At 70.8% G+C, this 17168-nt stretch carries 12 protein-coding genes; 4 read left to right on the top strand and 8 right to left on the bottom strand.

From position 1 onward, the window contains the following. Positions 1-12 precede the first annotated feature (12 nt). The 8 genes from UO65_RS30770 to dnaA all read right to left on the bottom strand — a co-directional run bounded on the left by UO65_RS30770 (position 13) and on the right by dnaA (position 14704). Entirely contained in the window at positions 13-789 is a 777-nt protein-coding gene (locus UO65_RS30770) for a DUF3566 domain-containing protein (protein WP_035290074.1), read from the bottom strand. Positions 790-966: 177 nt separating this feature from the next. Continuing rightward, complete coding sequence (gene gyrA / locus UO65_RS30775) at positions 967-4497, bottom strand: DNA gyrase subunit A (protein ID WP_035289793.1); 3531 nt, start codon at positions 4495-4497, stop codon at positions 967-969. A 61-nt stretch (positions 4498-4558) separates the two neighbouring features. Continuing rightward, the gene (gyrB, locus tag UO65_RS30780; RefSeq protein ID WP_035289796.1) at positions 4559-6535 is read right to left on the bottom strand and encodes a DNA topoisomerase (ATP-hydrolyzing) subunit B; all 1977 of its coding nucleotides are present in this window, start codon (positions 6533-6535) and stop codon (positions 4559-4561) included. 208 nt (positions 6536-6743) lie between these two features. After that, positions 6744-7247: a DciA family protein gene (locus UO65_RS30785; RefSeq protein WP_035289799.1), complete on the bottom strand. Its 504-nt coding sequence runs from the start codon at positions 7245-7247 to the stop codon at positions 6744-6746. A gap of 265 nt (positions 7248-7512) precedes the next feature. Next, the gene (recF, locus tag UO65_RS30790; protein WP_035289802.1) at positions 7513-8670 is read right to left on the bottom strand and encodes a DNA replication/repair protein RecF; all 1158 of its coding nucleotides are present in this window, start codon (positions 8668-8670) and stop codon (positions 7513-7515) included. Next, complete coding sequence (gnd, locus tag UO65_RS30795; RefSeq protein ID WP_035289804.1) at positions 8670-9584, bottom strand: phosphogluconate dehydrogenase (NAD(+)-dependent, decarboxylating); 915 nt, start codon at positions 9582-9584, stop codon at positions 8670-8672. Before gnd ends, recF begins: the two co-directional genes overlap by 1 nt. Positions 9585-9615: 31 nt before the next feature. Beyond that, positions 9616-10749 (bottom strand): DNA polymerase III subunit beta, encoded by a 1134-nt coding sequence (dnaN, locus tag UO65_RS30800; RefSeq protein WP_035289807.1) that lies wholly within the window; start codon positions 10747-10749, stop codon positions 9616-9618. 2341 nt (positions 10750-13090) lie between these two features. Continuing rightward, complete coding sequence (dnaA, locus tag UO65_RS30805) at positions 13091-14704, bottom strand: chromosomal replication initiator protein DnaA (RefSeq protein ID WP_035289811.1); 1614 nt, start codon at positions 14702-14704, stop codon at positions 13091-13093. 431 nt (positions 14705-15135) lie between these two features. On the opposite strand from dnaA, the gene rpmH reads away from it, so the two are divergent. Genes rpmH through yidC form a run of 4 tightly spaced genes read left to right on the top strand, consistent with a single transcriptional unit; the run spans position 15136 to position 17132 of the window. Then, positions 15136-15273, top strand: a complete 138-nt coding sequence (gene rpmH / locus UO65_RS30810; protein WP_035289814.1) for a 50S ribosomal protein L34 — start codon at positions 15136-15138, stop codon at positions 15271-15273. 15 nt (positions 15274-15288) lie between these two features. Beyond that, positions 15289-15729: a ribonuclease P protein component gene (gene rnpA, locus UO65_RS30815; protein ID WP_035289817.1), complete on the top strand. Its 441-nt coding sequence runs from the start codon at positions 15289-15291 to the stop codon at positions 15727-15729. Further along, positions 15726-16049, top strand: a complete 324-nt coding sequence (gene yidD, locus UO65_RS30820; protein WP_035289819.1) for a membrane protein insertion efficiency factor YidD — start codon at positions 15726-15728, stop codon at positions 16047-16049. Before rnpA ends, yidD begins: the two co-directional genes overlap by 4 nt. Before the next feature lie 3 nt (positions 16050-16052). Then, complete coding sequence (yidC, locus tag UO65_RS30825) at positions 16053-17132, top strand: membrane protein insertase YidC (protein WP_035289822.1); 1080 nt, start codon at positions 16053-16055, stop codon at positions 17130-17132. Positions 17133-17168 lie beyond the last annotated feature (36 nt).

Raw genomic sequence — 17168 nt, forward strand, 5'->3', positions numbered from 1 at the left:
AATCGGTATCCCCTACTCGCGTTCGGCGAGGGTGACCTCAAGCCCTCCGGCCAGGTCGGCGGACACGTTGTAGACGAACGCGCCGACCGTCGCCAGGGCGCTGAACAGCACGATGTTGATGGCGCCGATGATCGCGGCGATGCCGAAGACGCGCCCGGCGCTGATCAGCGGGTCGCCGCTGGAGCCCTCGGAGGCGTTGAGGAGTTCACTGGAGATGCCGTTGACCTTGTCCCAGACGCCCATGCCGTCGAGGACGGCGTAGAGGACGCCGACGGCGACGAGCCAGACGAAGAACAGGGAGACGCCCAGGACCAGGGAGAGCTTGAGCACCGACCACGGGTCGAAGCGCTTGACCTGGAGGTTGGCCCGGCGGGGGCCGCGGCCGGGCCTGCGCAGGGCGCTGGGGGGTGTGCTGGAGGCGCCCGTGGCGGTGGGGGTGCCGCCGATGCCCGGGGGGGCCGCGGAGCGGTCGTCGTCGGTGCTGGTGCCGAAGAGCCTGCCCGCCGCGGTGCCGGTGACGACGGGGCGCGGGACGTTGATCGTGGGTTCGGAGTCGGCGCTATAGGGATCGGCACTGTAGGGATCGGCGCCGTGGGGATCGGTGCCGTAAGAGCCGGGGGCGTGGGCGGCTGGGGTGTGGGAGGCGGGGGTGTGGCCGTTGCCGACCGGGGGCAGGGCCTGGGTGGCGTCGCCCCCGGCTTCGGCTTGGGCGTCGGCGGTGACCCTGGCCCACGGCGGCGGGGTGTGGTTGTCGCCGCCGGGTTCGCCCGCGGGTTTCGGTGTCTGCACGGTGGTGTCCGCGTCCGCGGGCTGGGGGTCACCCGCCGGGGCGGCCGCGGCGGGCGCGGTGGCGCCCGCCGCGGTGCCGTCGGTGATGATCGACGTCCGCTCCGATTCGGCTGCGGTGGTGTCCGGCTTCTCGGCTGGTGTCACGAGCGGGTTCCCTACTGCCTTCGTCTGCGGGTCTTACTCGGCGGTCGGTTCGTCGGTGGAGCCGGTCTCTTCTGTCGACGCGTGCTCGGCCGCGACGACCTCGGCGGGCGTCCCGGTGGCCGGGGTGGGGTCCCCGGACTCGATGGCGTCGGCGACGGCCTCCACCGTCTCGACGGCCGCCGCGGTCTCCTCGGCGCTGCGGGCGATGGCCACCAGGGTGGTCCCTTCGCCCAGGTTCATCAACCGGACGCCCTTGGTCTGCCTGCCCGCCTTGCGCACTTCCGCCGCGGTCGTCCGAATCACCCCGCCGGAGGAGGTGATGGCGTACAGCTCGTCCTCCAGCTCGACGATGACCGCGCCGACCAGCCTGCCGCGCCTGCTGTCGTGCTGGATGGTGAGCACGCCCTTGCCGCCGCGGCCCTGCACGGAGTAGTCCTCCATCGGGGTGCGCTTGGCGTACCCGCCGTCGGTGGCGACCAGGACGAACGTGCCGTCCTTGACCACGCCGAGGGCGAGCAGCTCGTCACCGGCGTTGAAGCGCATGCCCTGCACGCCGGAGGTGGCCCGGCCCATCGGGCGCAGCGCCTCGTCGCTGGCGTGGAAGCGGATGGACTGCCCACCGGCGGAGACCAGCAGCAGGTCGTCATCGGCCGAGCACAGCACGGCGCCGACCAGTTCGTCGTCCTCGCGCAGGTTGATGCCGATCAGGCCGCCCGCGCGGTTGCTGTCGAAGTCCGACAGCTTGGACTTCTTGACCAGGCCGTCGCGGGTGGCGAGCACCAGGTACGGCGAGACGGTGTAGTCCTTGATCTGGATGACCTGGGCGATCTGCTCGTCGGGCTGGAAGGCGAGCAGGTTGGCCACGTGCTGCCCGCGCGCGGCCCGGTTGGCCTCGGGCAGCTCGTAGGCCTTGGCCCGGTAGACGCGGCCCTTGTTGGTGAAGAACAGAATCCAGTCGTGGGTGGAGCACACGAAGAAGTGCGCCACGATGTCGTCCTGCTTGAGCGCCGCGCCCTGCACGCCCTTGCCGCCGCGCTTCTGCGCCCGGTACAGGTCGGTCTTGGTGCGCTTGGCGTAGCCGGTGCGGGTGATGGTGACGACCACGTCCTCGACGGCGATCAGGTCCTCGATGGAGACCTCGCCGTCGAACGGGATGATCTTGGTGCGCCGGTCGTCGCCGTACTTCTCGGCGATCTCCTTGAGCTCGTCGCGGACGATCTCGCGCTGCCGCTGCTCGCTGGCCAGGATCTCGTTCAACTCGCCGATGTAGCGCTCGATCTCGCCCAGCTCGTCGATGATGCGCTGGCGCTCCAGGGCGGCCAGGCGGCGTAGCTGGAGTTCCAGGATCGCGGTCGCCTGGACCTCGTCGACCTCGAGCAGCGCCATCAGGCCGCTGCGCGCCTCGTCGGCCGAGGGCGAGCGGCGGATGAGCGCGATGACCTCGTCGAGGGCGTCGAGGGCCCTGGCGTAGCCGCGCAGGATGTGCGCGCGCTCCTCGGCCTTGCGCAGCCGGTAGCGGGTGCGCCGGACGATGACCTCGAGCTGGTGCTTCACGTAGTGCCGGATGATCTGGTCGAGCCGCAGCGTGCGCGGGATCTGATCGACCAGGGCCAGCATGTTGACGCCGAAGTTGTGCTGGAGCTGGGTGTGCTTGAACAGGTTGTTCAGCACGACCTTGGCCACCGCGTCGCGCTTGAGCCCGATCACGATGCGCATGCCGATGCGCCGGTTGGACTCGTCGGCCACGTCGGAGATGCCGGTGATCTTGCCGTCGCGCACGAGCTGCGCGATGTTCTCGATCAGGTTGTCCGGGTTGACCTGGTAGGGCAGCTCGGTGACGACGAGGATGGTGCGCCCCTTGGCGTCCTCCTCGACCTCGACCACCGAGCGCATCCGCACCGAGCCGCGACCGGTCCGGTAGGCGTCCTCGATGCCGCCGGTGCCCAGGATCAGGCCCCTGGTCGGGAAGTCCGGGCCCTTGATCCGGGTGAGCAGCGCGGCCAGCAACTGGTCGTCGTCGGCGTCGGGGTTGTCCAGCGCCCAGACCACGCCGTCGGCGACCTCGCGCAGGTTGTGCGGCGGCAGGTTCGTCGCCATCCCGACCGCGATCCCGGAACCGCCGTTGACCAGCAGGTTCGGGATGCGCGACGGCAGGACCAGCGGTTCCTCGGTCTTGCCGTCGTAGTTCGGCGCGAAGTCGACGGTGTCCTCGCCGATGTCGCGCAGCATCTCCATGGCCAGCGGCATCAGCCGGGCCTCGGTGTTGTGGCTGATGAACCCGTCGGTGACGAACGCGTGGTCCTCGGTGTCGACCCGCAGGCTGAACACCGGCTGGACCCCGGCGTCGGCGACGGCGGTCACCTCGGCGTAGTGGAACCGGCCGTCGACCAGCGGTTCCGCGGCGGCCCGCAGCTCCGGGTCGTCGATGCCCGCCAGCGGGTCGACCGCCTCCACCGGGGCCTCGGCCAGCGCGTGCACCAGCTCGTCGTGCGCGACCGAGCGCAGCCCGACCCGGGCGGCGAGCAGGCTCACGTCGTGGTGGCCGACGACGACCAGCGCGGGCACGCCCTCGCTGGTGCTCAGCCGCGACAGCACGCCGAACTCCAGCAGCATCCGCTGCACGTCCGACACCAGGCCCGCGCTCGCGGCGGTGTAGGTGAGCCGGATCGTGCCGTCGTCGGTGAAGACGGTCCCGCCCGCGGTGAGCAGCAGGCGGAGGAACACCCGCTTGAGCACCGGGCCACCGCGCCACACGTGCTCGGGGGCGCGGTCGGCGTCGGTGGGGTGCTTGGTGAACCGGGCCGCGGCACCGAGGGCGTTGGCCTGCTCGCGCGCGGTCGGCTGGTCCACGTCGTCGATCGGCACCCGCTGGACGGCGACCCGGTCACCCGGCTCGACCTCCTCCAGCAGCTTCCACAGCAGCGTCGGCACGCCCTCGACCGACACCAGCGCCAGCACCGGGTGGTTGCGGGTGCCGGTCAGCTCGAAGCCCTCGGCGGTGCGCAGGGTCAGCGTGGGGTGCTCGCCGGAGTGGAACAGCGCGTCGGCGCGCACGGGGTCGCCGTTGCGGTCGAGGACCTTGAGGTCGACCTCGTTGTCGGAGTTCGGCGCCGCGTCGGGCACCAGGTCGCCGATGCGCGGGGTGGACCCGTCGGCCAGCTTGACCCGCGTGTCGGCCACGACGCAGTAGCGCATGGCGGCGGCGGGGTCGTTGCCCGGGGAGCCGAAGTTGCCCTGGCCGTCCACCAGCGGGTAGCGCATCGACCACGGCTGGGCCAGGCGGACCAGGGTGTCGTAGATCGAGGTGTCACCGTGCGGGTGGTAGTTGCCCATCACGTCGCCGACGACGCGGGAGCACTTCACGTAGCTGCGGTCGGGGCGCAGACCGGTGTCGAACATCGAGTACAGCACCCGCCGGTGCACCGGCTTGAGGCCGTCGCGCACGTCGGGCAGCGCCCGGCTCACGATGACGCTCATGGCGTAGTCGATGTAGGAGCTCTGCATCTCCTGCTGGATGTCGACTGGCTCGATGCGATCGCCAGGCGGCGGCAGGGTTTCGGTCACGACCGGGTTTTCCCTTCGGGATTTCGGCTAGGGCGGTGCGGGGTTCTCGGCTGCCGGGTGCTCAGACGTCGAGGAACCGCACGTCCTTGGCGTTGCGCGTGATGAACGACCGGCGGGCTTCGACGTCCTCGCCCATGAGCACGCTGAACAGTTCGTCGGCCTGGGCGGCGTCGTCGAGGGTGACCTGGCGCAGCAGCCGGTTGGCCGGGTCCATGGTGGTCTCCCACAGCTCCTCGGCGTTCATCTCGCCGAGGCCCTTGTAGCGCTGGATGCCGTCTTCTTTGTTGATCTTCTTGCCCGCGGACAGCCCGGTCTGGAGCATCCCGTCGCGCTCGCGGTCGGAGTAGGCGTACTCCGGGTCGGTCCGCTGCCACTTGATCTTGTAGAGCGGCGGCTGGGCCAGGTACACGTGCCCGTGCTCGATGAGCCCGCGCATGAACCGGAACAGCAGCGTCAGCAGCAGCGTGGTGATGTGCTTGCCGTCGACGTCGGCGTCGGCCATCAGCACGATCTTGTGGTAGCGCAGCTTGGTGACGTCGAAGTCCTCCTGGATGCCGGTGCCCAGGGCGGTGATGAGACTCTGCACCTCGGTGTTCTTGAGCACCCGGTCCAGCCGGGCCTTCTCCACGTTGATGATCTTGCCCCGGATCGGCAGGATCGCCTGGTACAGCGAGTCCCGGCCCTCCTTGGCCGAGCCGCCCGCCGAGTCGCCCTCGACGATGTAGAGCTCGCACTCCTCCGGGTTGGTGGAGCGGCAGTCCTTGAGCTTGCCCGGCAGGCCGCCGATGTCCAGCGCGCCCTTGCGGCGCACCAGCTCGCGGGCCTTGCGCGCGGCGAGCCGGGCCTGCGCCGACGACACCGCCTTGGTGACGATCGTCTTCGCGTCCGCCGGGTTGCGCTCGAACCAGTCGGCCAGCCACTCGTTGCAGGTCTGCTGCACGAACGTCTTGGCCTCGGTGTTGCCCAGCTTCTGCTTGGTCTGGCCCTCGAACTGCGGCTCGGCCAGCTTGATCGACACGATCGCGGCCAGGCCCTCGCGCACGTCGTCGCCGCCGAGGTTGGTGTCCTTCTCCTTGAGCAGCTTCTTCTCCCGCGCGTACACGTTGACCACCCGGGTCAGCGCGGCGCGGAAGCCCTCCTCGTGGGTGCCGCCCTCGGGGGTGTTGATCGTGTTGGCGAAGGTGTAGACCGACTCGCTGTAGCCGGTGTTCCACTGCATCGCGACCTCGACCTGGACGCCCTTGCCCTCGGCCTCGAACGCGATGACGGACTTGTGCACGGCCTCGCGGCTGTGGTTGATGTGCTTGACGAAGTCCTCAAGCCCACCGGGGTAGTGGTAGGTGCGCTCCTTGATCCTGGCGGCCACCCCGTCGGCGTCCGCCTCGGCCTCGGCGTCGGCGACCCGCTCGTCGCGCAGCACGATGGTCAGGCCCTTGTTGAGGAAGGCCATCTCCTGGAGCCTGCGCGCGACGGTCTCGGCGTTGTACTCGGTGGTCTCGAAGATGGTGTCGTCGGCCCAGAAGGTGATCGTGGTGCCGGTCTCGGCGGTCTCCGCGCCCCTGGCGACCGGGTCGACCGGCTTGGAGTCGCGGTAGGTCTGCGTCCAGACGTACCCGTCGCGCTTGACCACCGCCTCCAGCTTGGTGGACAGCGCGTTGACCACGGAGATGCCGACGCCGTGCAGGCCGCCGGAGACCGCGTAGCTGTCCGAGTCGAACTTGCCGCCCGCGTGCAGGACGGTCATCACGACCTCCAACGCGGACCGCTTCTCCTCCGGGTGCTCGTCGACCGGGATGCCCCGGCCGTCGTCGACCACCCGGACACCGCCGTCGGCGAGCAGGGTGACCTCGACCCTGGTGGCGTGCCCCGCCATCGCCTCGTCGACGGAGTTGTCCACGATTTCCCAGATCAGGTGGTGCAGTCCGCGCTCGCCGGTGGAACCGATGTACATGCCGGGGCGCAGCCGGACCGCCTCAAGCCCCTTGAGCACGCCAATGGAACCGGCGCCGTACGAGTTCTCCTGCTTGTCTGCTGCCACGTGCCCGGTGTCTCCTCGTGCGTCGGATCGACTGCGACGGCGGTGCGTGCTCCCGCCAGTCCGGCCGGGGCCCGTCACACCTCTCCCGACATAGTACCGGTGCGGTCCCGCAGAACGGGGTCAAGGACACCCCTGGTTTGCTCACAGAGCGATCGGACGGAACGGGCACGTGTCCGGCCGTCGGCAGGGCAGGTTCGAGGCGCGAGGTTCAGCCGTAGGTGTCCCGGGGTCCGCGTCCGGAGACGTGCCGGGTGCCGAACCGCCAACTCGGCGCCGAAGGGCCCTGCACCTTGAGCCTGCGCACGACGTCCGGACCGACCCCGGCGGCGATCTTGACCAGCAACTGGCGCTGCAACAGCCGCAACTGGGTGGCCCAGGCGGTCGACTCGGCCTGCACGGTCAGCTCGCCGTCCCGGAGCGCGATCGGCTTGGCGTGCTCGGCGACCTCGGAACCGACCAGTTGCGTCCACCGGCCGAAGACCTGCCCACCGGCAAGATTCTCGTGCCAGTTCCGCTCGGCCGCGACCCGGGACGCGAGCCTGCCCAGCGGCTGCGGGTCGCGGTCGTCGGACCCCGCACCGGACCACCGGCGCCGGGCTCGCGAGCCCCCGCCCGCTGTTCCACGTGGAACAGTCCGCCGCTTGGGCTTGGCCCGGGCGACCTGCCGCGCGGCCTCCAGGGCGGCTCTGGCAAGATCTGGTCCCCTGAGCACGGCGCCGCCCTCCGCGGCCTCGGAGCCACCACTCTCCGCAGTCGGATTCCCGTCGCCCACGGGCGCGCCTGTGGATGGATTGCCGAGTTTTCCACCGGGGGCTGTGGATTGATCTGCGCCCAGCGGTCGGTCTGATACTCCAGATGGTGGGCGGCGGACCGAGTTGTCCACACTATCCACAGGTTTATCCCCAGATGTGTGTCGGGGGACGTCACGGTCCGTCACCGGCTGTGACGGGGTCAGCGCACCCCCGAAGAGGTCGTCCTCAGTCACGCTCCACCACCCCGTCCGCCACCGTGTACCGCGCCCCGGTCAGCTCACCGGGCACGTCCTCCGCCACCGCGGCGGTCACCAGGACCTGCTCGGCCGCCACGGCCACCTCGGCGAGCCGCTGCCGCCTGCGCCGGTCCAGCTCGGCGAACACGTCGTCGAGCACCAGCACCGGTTCGCTGCCGTCGGCGCGCAGCAGCTCGTAGGACGCCAACCGCAGCGCCAGCGCGAACGACCACGACTCGCCGTGGCTGGCGTAGCCCTTCGCGGGCGCCTCCCCCAGCACCAGGTCCAGCTCGTCGCGGTGCGGCCCCACCAGGCTCACCCCGCGCTCCAGCTCGTTGTCCCGCCGCCGCACCATCTCCGCCAGCAGGATCTCGGCGACCACCTCGGGGTCCGCGCGCTCCCCGTCGGGCTTGCCGTACCCGGCGGGCAGCGCGTCCTCGATCTTCGAGCGGTAGCCGATCTGCGCCGGGCGCGACTCCGGGGCCACCCCCGCGTACGCGGCCGCCACCCTCGGCCCCAGGTCCGCCACCAGGTCCAGCCGGGCCGAGAGCAGCGCGGCCCCGTGCGCGGCCAGGTGCCCGCTCCACACGTCCAGGGTGACCAGCGCGTCCGGGTCGCTGCGCCGGGCCCGCCGGTTCGCGGCGGCGCTCTTGAGCAGCGCGTTGCGCTGGCGCAGCACCCGGTCGTAGTCCGAGCGCACCCCCGCGTACCGGGGCGCCCGCAGCACCAGCAGGTCGTCCAGGAACCGGCGGCGCTCCCCGGGGTCACCCCGGACGAGCGCCAGGTCCTCCGGCGCGAACAGCACCGTGCGCAGGATTCCCAGCACGTCGCGCGGGCGCGGGACCGGGCCGCGGTTGACCCTGGCCCGGTTCGCCTTGCCCGGGGTGATCTCCAGCTCGACGGTCAGCTCCCGGCCGTCGTTGACCACCGCGGTCCGGATGATCGCCCGGGACGCGCCGAGGCGGACCAGCGGCGCGTCCGAGGCGACCCGGTGCGAGCCGAGCGTGGCGACGTACCCGATCGCCTCCACCAGGTTCGTCTTGCCCTGCCCGTTGCGCCCGACCAGCACCGACGGCCCCGGCTCCAGCTCCAGGTCGGCCTGCTCCCAGGAGCGGAAGTCGGCGACCTGCAAGTGCCGGACGTGCACTACTTGGTTTCGCCGGACCCGGAGGTCGGACCCGCCTTGTGCACCGCGTGCCCGCCGAACTGGTTGCGCAGCGCCGACACGGCCTTCATCGCGGGCGAGTCGGCCTGCCGCGAGGCGAACCGGGCGAACAGCGCCGCGGAGATGACCGGCGCGGGCACCGAGTGGTTGATCGCCTCCTCGACGGTCCACCTGCCCTCGCCGGAGTCCTCGACGTACCCGGACAGCTCCGCCAGGCCCGGGTCCTCGTCGAGCGCCTTGACCAGCAGGTCGAGCAGCCACGACCGGACCACGGTGCCGCGGGTCCACGCCTTGAGCACGGCCGGGACGTCGGTGACCTCGCCCGCGGCGTCGAGCAGTTCGTAGCCCTCGGCGTAGGCCTGCATCAGGCCGTACTCGATGCCGTTGTGCACCATCTTCGCGTAGTGCCCGGCGCCGACCTTGCCCGCGTGCGCGAAGCCCTCGTCGCGCGGACCCTCCGGGCGCAGCGCGTCGAAGATCGGCATCGCCCGCTCGACCAGCTCGGCGTCACCGCCGACCATCAGGCCGTAGCCGTTCTCCCTGCCCCACACCCCGCCGGACACACCGCAGTCGAGGTAGCCGACGCCCTTGGTGGCCAGCAGGTCGGCGTTGCCCCGGTCGTCGGTGTAGCGGGAGTTGCCGCCGTCGATGACCAGGTCACCCTCGCTGAGCACGTCGCCGAGGTCGGCGACGGTCGCCCTGGTCGGCTCACCCGAGGGCACCATGACCCACACGACCCGCGGCGCCTCGAGCTTGCCGACCAGGTCGGCCAGCGACTCCGAGTCGCTCACGTCGGGGTTGCGGTCGTAGCCGACCACGTCGTGGCCCGCCGCGCGCAACCGCTCGCGCATGTTGAAGCCCATCTTGCCCAGGCCGACGAGTCCGAGCTGCACGATGAAGTTCCTCTCCGTCAGGGGGTGCCGGGGATCAGCCCGGCAAGCGCACCGGCATCAACAGGTAGAGATAGCCGGGGGTGACCTCGCCGTCGGCGTTGACGGGCTTGATCAGCGCGGGTCGGTTCGGAGTGGTGAACGACAGCTCGGCGCGGTCGGCGTGCAGTGCGGCCAACCCGTCCTGGAGGTAGCCGGGGTTGAACGCGATCATCACCGGCTCGCCGGTGAACTCCACCGGCAGTTCCTCCTCGGCGCTCCCCTCGTCGTCGCCACCCGCGGACAACCGGAGCACGCCGTCGGCGAACTCCAGCCGCACCTGGGTACCACGGTCGGCCACCAGCGACACGCGCTTGATCGCCTCGACCAGCGGCGCGACCCCGATGATCGCGCTGGAGGTCTGCTCCGACGGCAGTAGCTGCCGGTAGCGCGGGAACTCCGCGTCGAGCAGGCGGCTGGTGGTGCGGCGGCCGGAGCCGGACAGGCCGAGCAGGCCGTCGGTCGGCGACAGCGCCAACTCCACCGAGCGCCCGGCGCTGCCCAGCGCCTTGGCCGCGTCGGCGAGCGTGCGGGCGGGCACCAGCACCGCGGCGTCCTCGACGTCACCGGAGGGCTTCCACTCGAACTCGCGCATGGCCAGCCGGAACCGGTCGGTGGCGACCAGGGTCAGCTTCTCCCCGGTCATCTCCACCCGGACCCCGGTCAGCATCGGCAGCGTGTCGTCCTTGCCCGCCGCCACCGCGACCTGGCTGACGGCCTGGCCGAAGACCTCACCGGCCAGCTCCCCGGCGTGCTGCGGCATCGCGGGTAGCTGCGGGTAGTCCTCGACCGGCATGGTCGGCAGGCTGAACTTGGCGCTGCCGCACGCGATCGCCACCCGGGAACCGTCGACGGAGATCTCCACCGGCTGCGCGGGCAGCGACTTGGTGATGTCGGCGAGCAGCCTGCCGGAAACCAGGGTCCGACCGCCGTCGGCGACCGTGGCAGGCACGCCGACCGTCGCCGAGACCTCGTAGTCGAACCCGGAGACGGTGAGCCCCTCGGAGCCGTCGGTGGCACCGGCGTCCAGCAGCACCCCACCCAGCACCGGAACCGGAGGCCGGGAGGGGAGGCTGCGGGCGACCCAGGCGACGGCGTCGGCGAGGCCGTCGCGCTCGACGCGGATCTTCATGGGAGTCCTTTCCAGGCCCGACGACCCGCACCGCGCACCGTGTCGTGCGAGCCGGGTCCGTCGAGCTGTCCACGCTGTAGGGCCCAACCGTAGAGCGTGGCCCGCCCCGCCGTCATCCCGGGCGGTCGGTGCCCGCACCGCTCCGAGGGCCGCTTGTCCCCAGATCCACAGCTCCCCTATTTCTTTTCTTTTCTTCTTCTGGAGAAGAGAAAAAGACAGCAGTACCAGTAGGTCCTGTGGATTGTGTGGACAACCCCTGTATCAGCAGGTCGGACCACCACCAACCCTGTGGAGAACCCGTGTGTGGAACCCGTGGACAACTCGGGCCCCCCGTGGATGAGTTATCCACAGGCCAGATCCATCCACAGGCAAGCCGAGTTGTCCACAAAACTGTCCCCAGATGTGTGCCAAGTTGCCAACAGGTTGCGCGTCGGCCACCCACAGGCTTGTCCACAGGCAAAGTCCCCCATACCGGTGACGCAGACCACCCAAAACCAGCCCTGGTGCTGGGTTTTTGTGGGTGTGGAGCGGTCTCCCCAACCGGGAAAAACCCGCGCGCCAGCCTGCTTCGAGGGATCGAGAGGCCCACCGGGCCCGAGGTCGGGAGTCCACACCGACCGATCGCGCCGAAGCGCAGACTTTTCTGCCGCTGTGCACCGGCCTCCACGGCGGCAATAAAACCCCCGCACACGCGACCCAACCGTGACCCAGGCAGCGGCCATCCGCCCACCGCGCGCTGCCTGGCCCGCCCAGGCGACCCGGCCTGGCTCAGCCCGCCCCGCCCCGGCCCGGTTCGGCCCGGTTCGGCCCGGCCGAGCTCAGCTCGGCCGGGCCTGGCCCGGCTCAACTTGGCCCGTCGGCTCGGCCCGATTCGGCCAAGTCCAGCCAGGTCGAGCTGGACCTGCGACGAGTCCGCCCGACACCTGGCAGGCAGGCCAGGTGCCGGACCTCGAGTGTGTGACTCGGCGCCGGTTCAGTGCAGAGTTCGGTTGTCCGGCCCGGGTGCCCGGCGCTTGGCCGGGCTGGGTGCCTGACCCCTCGGCACCCGACGGCCACGCAGCGGCCGCGACCTTTTTTGGTTCCGGGGAGGCCTGCGCACAGCGGCAATAAGGACGTGCGGACGGCAGGCGCCCCGCAGAACCGCCGTGCTAGGAGGCCGCAGGCCGGCGTTGCGGGTTGGTGCTGCGAGACCGAGCGCGGCTCACCGCACGCGGACGATCACCGGGCGAAGTCTGCCGGCCCCCGCGGCCGCCCCCGATCGCGGCCGGCATTCTGCGTCGCCGGGAACCGAACGCCCGCACGAGCCCACGACCGCGACCCAAGCGGCCGCGACTTTTTTCGGGTGGTGGAGGCCCGTCCCCAACAGCAAAAAGATCGCGCGCCCAGCGGTGGTCGCAGTGGCGGGCACAACGGTGGGATGCGCAGCCGAACGCGGCTGACCGCAGCCGAACGCGACCGATCGGTGACGCACTGGAGTCTGCTGGCCGCGATGCCCACGCCAACCCGACCCCAGTGGTGCTGAGCAAGTACAGCTCAAGCGGTCGCGACTTTTTTCAATCGGTGGAGGCCCCTCCCCCGGAGCAAAAAGATCGCGCCAACACCGGAGTTGTCGGAGTGCGAGGGACGGCTCCGCTCTCAACCGCCGCTCTCCGCCCTGGCCCGGCCCGGCCCGGCCCGGCCCGGCTGGGCCCGGCCCGGCTGGGCCCGGCCCGGCTGGGCCCGGCCCGGCTGGGCCTGGTTCGGCTGGGCCAGGTTCGGTCTGCCCTGGTTCGGTCTGGTCTGGCCAGAGCGGCTTCGCTCAGTTCGGCTCGACTGATTTGGCCAGGTCAAGCGGGGTCTGGTTCGGCTGACCTTGGTCTTGCGCGGCGGTGCGGCGTGGCGGCCTGGTCCAACTCGGCCGGGTTGATCGGTTGTCGGGTGGGTGGTGGATGCGGGTGCCGTCGGCGGGGACCGGGGTTGCCGGGGGGTTGGCCGGGGCGGGGGTTCGCGGGTTTTTGCCTGCCTGGGGAGGCTGCTCCACGACCGCAATAAAAAGTGCGCCGACTCGTGGGTGCTCGGGGGTGTGGGCGCCGCAGGGGTCAGGGAGAAGGGTGCCGGCTTCCGGTGCCGGCCGGGCGCAAGCGCGCATGACTTTTATTGGTGTCGTGGAGGGTTGTCCACCGGTGCAATAAGAAGACCCCGCACCCGGGGTCGGGTGTGGGGTCGGCAGGGGGCGGGGCGCAGTGGTTCGCGGTGGGGCGGGTGGGTTTGCTGGGCGGGCGGGCCCGGGAAGACCGGCAGGTCAGGGCGGGCGGGCAAGGCAAGGCAGGTGGGTAGGGCGGGGTAGGCGGTGCGGGCTGGGTCAGCCGCGGGCGCGCTGCTTGATGCGGGAGGTCAGTTCCTGGACCTGGTCGTACACGCGCCTGCGCTCGGCCATCTCCTTGCGGATCTTCTTGTCCGCGTGCATGACCGTGGTGTGGTCGCGGCCGCCGAAGGTTTGGCCGATCTTGGGGAGGGAGAGGTCGGTGAGTTCGCGGCACAGGTACATCGAGATCTGGCGGGCTTGGGCAAGCGCTTTCGTCTTGCCGGGGCCGCACAGGTCGTCGATGGCTACGCCGAAGTACTCGGCGGTGACGGCCATGATCGTGGCGGCGCTGATCTCGGGGGCCTGGGAGTCGGGGATCAGGTCGCGCAGGACGATTTCGGCCAGGGTGACGTCGACGGGTTGGCGGTTGAGGGAGGCGAACGCGGTCACCCGGATGAGGGCGCCCTCCAGTTCGCGGATGTTGGCCTCGACCCGGGCGGCGATGAACTCCAGGACCTCGGCGGGGGCGGCCAGGCGGTCCTGGGCTGCCTTCTTGCGGAGGATGGCGATGCGGGTTTCCAGCTCGGGGGGCTGGATGTCGGTGATCAGGCCCCACTCGAACCGGGTGCGCAGGCGGTCCTCCAGCGTCTCCAGGCGCTTGGGGGGGCGGTCGGAGGAGACGACGATCTGCTTGTTCGCGTTGTGCAGGGTGTTGAAGGTGTGGAAGAACTCCTCCTGGGTGCCTTCCTTGCCCTCCAGGAACTGGATGTCGTCGACCAGCAGCACGTCGATGTCGCGGTAGCGGCGCTGGAAGGCCACCTTGCGGTCGTCGCGCAGCGAGTTGATGAAGTCGTTGGTGAACTCCTCGGTCGACACGTACCGCACCCGCATGCCGGGGAACAGGCGCTGGGCGTAGTGGCCGACCGCGTGCAGCAGGTGGGTCTTGCCCAGGCCGGACTCGCCCCAGATGAACAGCGGGTTGTAGGCGCGGGCGGGTGCCTCGGCCACCGCGACCGACGCCGCGTGCGCGAACCGGTTGGAGGCGCCGATGACGAAGGTGTCGAACGTGTACTTCTCGTTCAGCCGGGTCTTGGAGGTCTGCGGCTGGGCGGGCGCGGTGTAGGGCTGCCCGCTGACCGGGGGTTGGCCGGTGAACGTCGGCCAGATCTCGTGGACGGTGGCGAGCGCGTCGGCGGTCTCGTCCACTTCCTCGGAGTCGTCGTCGTCGAGGGAGAGCACCGGGTGGGCCGCGTCGCCCGTGTACTGGCCGGGGGCCTCGGCGACCGGGGTCCCCGCGGCGGCGGCGACGTCCGCGGCCGGGATGGTGATGGTGTCGCCGTCGAGGTTCAGCGGGGGGGCGACCGGCGGGAGGACCGGCGGCGGCACCGCGGTCCGGCTCGGGGCGGTGGGGGCGGCGTCGACCTTGACCGCCAGCGACACCACCCGGCCCAGCCGCCGCGACAGGGCCGCGGTGATCGGCTCGCGCAGCGCGCGCTCGATCGCCTCCTTGGCGAAGTCGCTCGGCGCGGACAGCAGCGCGGTCCCGTCGAGCAGGCCGATCGGCCTGGTCATCCGCATCCACGCGCGCTGCGATGGGGACAGGGTCCCGGCGGACAGCTCGCGCACGACCTGTTCCCAGACCACACCGAGATTCATCTGGTGCTCGGACAACGCCGCTCCCCTCCCCTCGCGGGCATGCTCGATCCAAGGCTCGTGCCGGATGTTGGGTCAGGACCGTGGGTGTCGTCAAACGAGCATCCACAGGGTTGTCCACAACTGTGTACGAAGGTACGGCGAACCTCAGGAGGCACCCGGCGTGGGGCTTCAAGGTACTCAGTGGTTCTGCGGCACCGACCCGGCAGGGGCTCCCATCCCCGGCAGTCGGGCAAGGGACAGCACGGTAACAACGGCCGCCCGCCGCCACAAGGCGCCCCCGTCCGGCGACCCGGATTTGAGCCCCGGCGACCGGGTGCGTACCCTCAACAGGTCTCCCGCTTGCGGCGGGTGGGTTCCGCGTGCCATTCGGCCGCGACCCACCGGGTCGTGGACCGGCAGGGGGGCCGTGGAGACCTGATAGACCAGCCAGACCGGGAGATTGAGTCGTGAGCAAGCGCACCTTCCAGCCGAACAACCGCCGTCGCGCCAAGACGCACGGCTTCCGCCTGCGCATGCGCACCCGTGCGGGCCGGGCCATCGTCGCCGCCCGCCGCCGCCGGGGCCGCGACAAGCTGTCGGCCTGATCCCAGCCCGTCGCCGTGCTCCCCGCGGCCTCGCGGCTGACCGACAGCGCGGACTTCCGCTCGGTGACCAAGCGCGGTCGTCGAGCGGGCCGTCCCCGACTCGTGGTGCACGCCGTGACGGCGGGGACGCGTGACGCCCAACCCGAAGCCGACCCCCGCGCGTCGCGGACCCCCGCGACGCCGAGGGTCGGTTTCGTCGTGAGCAAGGCAGTGGGCAACTCGGTGGTCCGCCACCGGGTCGCCCGCAGGCTCCGGCACGTGGCGGCCGACCGGCTCGGAACTCTTCCCCCGGGCAGCGCGTTGGTCGTGCGGGCTCTCCCCATGGCGGCCGAGGCGAGCAGCGCCGAACTCGGTCGGGACTTCGACGCGGCGATCCGCAGGCTCGGCCTGCTCGGTGGTGGTCGCGGCGGTGATGATCGCGCAACTGACGATCGCGGCACTGGCGGTGGCGGGTGAACGACGGGACGACGGTCGACGACCGGGCGGCCGATGCCGCCCGGCCCGGCCCGGTGGCCGCGGTCCTGCTGCTGCCGGTGCGCGCCTACCGGCGGTGGATCTCGCCGTTCCTGCCTCCCGCGTGCCGGTTCCACCCGAGTTGCAGCGCCTACGCGGTCGAGGCGCTCACCGCGCACGGCGCGGTCCGCGGCTCTTGGCTCGCCCTGCGCAGACTGCTGCGGTGCGGCCCCTGGCACCCTGGTGGGCTCGACCCCGTGCCACCCAGGACACACGACCCCGGGAAGACCGACCCGGCCGATCAGACAGCAGCCGAGGAGTAGTCCGTGCTCGATTTCATCTACTACCCGGTGTCCTTCATCCTCTGGTGTTGGCACTGGGTCTTCGGCCACATCTTCGGTGAGTCCAGCGCGGTCGCCTGGGTACTGGGCATCGTCTTCCTGGTCTTCACCCTGCGCGCGATCATGTTCAAACCCATGGTCAACCAGGTGCGCTCGATGAAGAAGATGCAGGAGTTCGCGCCGGAGATCAAGAAGCTCCAGAAGAAGTACGCGAACGACAAGCAGAAGCTCGCCCAGGAGATGCAGAAGCTCCAGTCGCAGCACGGGGTCAACCCGCTCGGCGGCTGCCTGCCGATGCTGCTGCAGATCCCGGTGTTCATCGGCCTGTTCCACGTGCTCCACGAGTTCAAGCCGGGCAAGACCGAGAACTACTACTTCGACGAGCAGGGGGTGGCCTCCTACATCCAGGCCGACCTCTTCGGCGCCCGCCTCGGCAACTGGATCACCCAGCCCGCCGCCGAGCTGGCGAACTTCGAGGTCTCCCGCAGCTCGATCATCCTGGTGGCCATCCCGCTGCTGCTCACCGCCAGCGCGCTGACCCACCTCACCGCGCGGCACTCGGTCAGCAGGCAGAACCCCGAGTCGGCCACCCCGCAGACCGCGATCATGAACAAGCTGACGCTCTACATGTTCCCGCTGGGCGTCCTCGTCGGTGGCTTCTTCTTCCCCTTCCCCATCGGCCTGATCCTGTACTGGCTGAGCAACAACAGCTGGACCCTCTGGCAGCAGCGCTTCGTCTACAAGCGGATCGACGCCGAGGAGGCCGCCGCCAAGGAGGCGGCGATCGCCAAGCGCTCCGCGACCGCCCCCAAGCCGGGGCAGCGGCCGACCGCTCCCCGCCCGGGGCAGAAGCCGCAGGCGAAGAAGCCCACCGCCCAGCCCGCGGACGCCACCACCGCCGAGGCCCCCGAGTCGGACCCGACGAAGGCGACGTCCGCCGAGAAGCCGACCGGCACCGGCTCGACCGCGTCGACGGGGTCCACCGGCTCCTCCGCGGGCGGCACCGAGATTCCCGGTCTGATCTCAGACCGTTCCCGCAAGAAGTCAGGTCGCAAGAACCGCTGACGCAGTTCGACCTGGAGAGGAGAGACCGTGCCGGAG

Source organism: Actinokineospora spheciospongiae, from assembly GCF_000564855.1.
GTDB classification, from domain to species: domain Bacteria; phylum Actinomycetota; class Actinomycetes; order Mycobacteriales; family Pseudonocardiaceae; genus Actinokineospora; species Actinokineospora spheciospongiae.

Bases quoted from the DNA above. Each gene is read 5' to 3' on its own strand.
- dnaN (WP_035289807.1), bottom strand. From the start codon at position 10,749: ATGAAGATCCGCGTCGAGCGCGACGGCCTCGCCGACGCCGTCGCCTGG.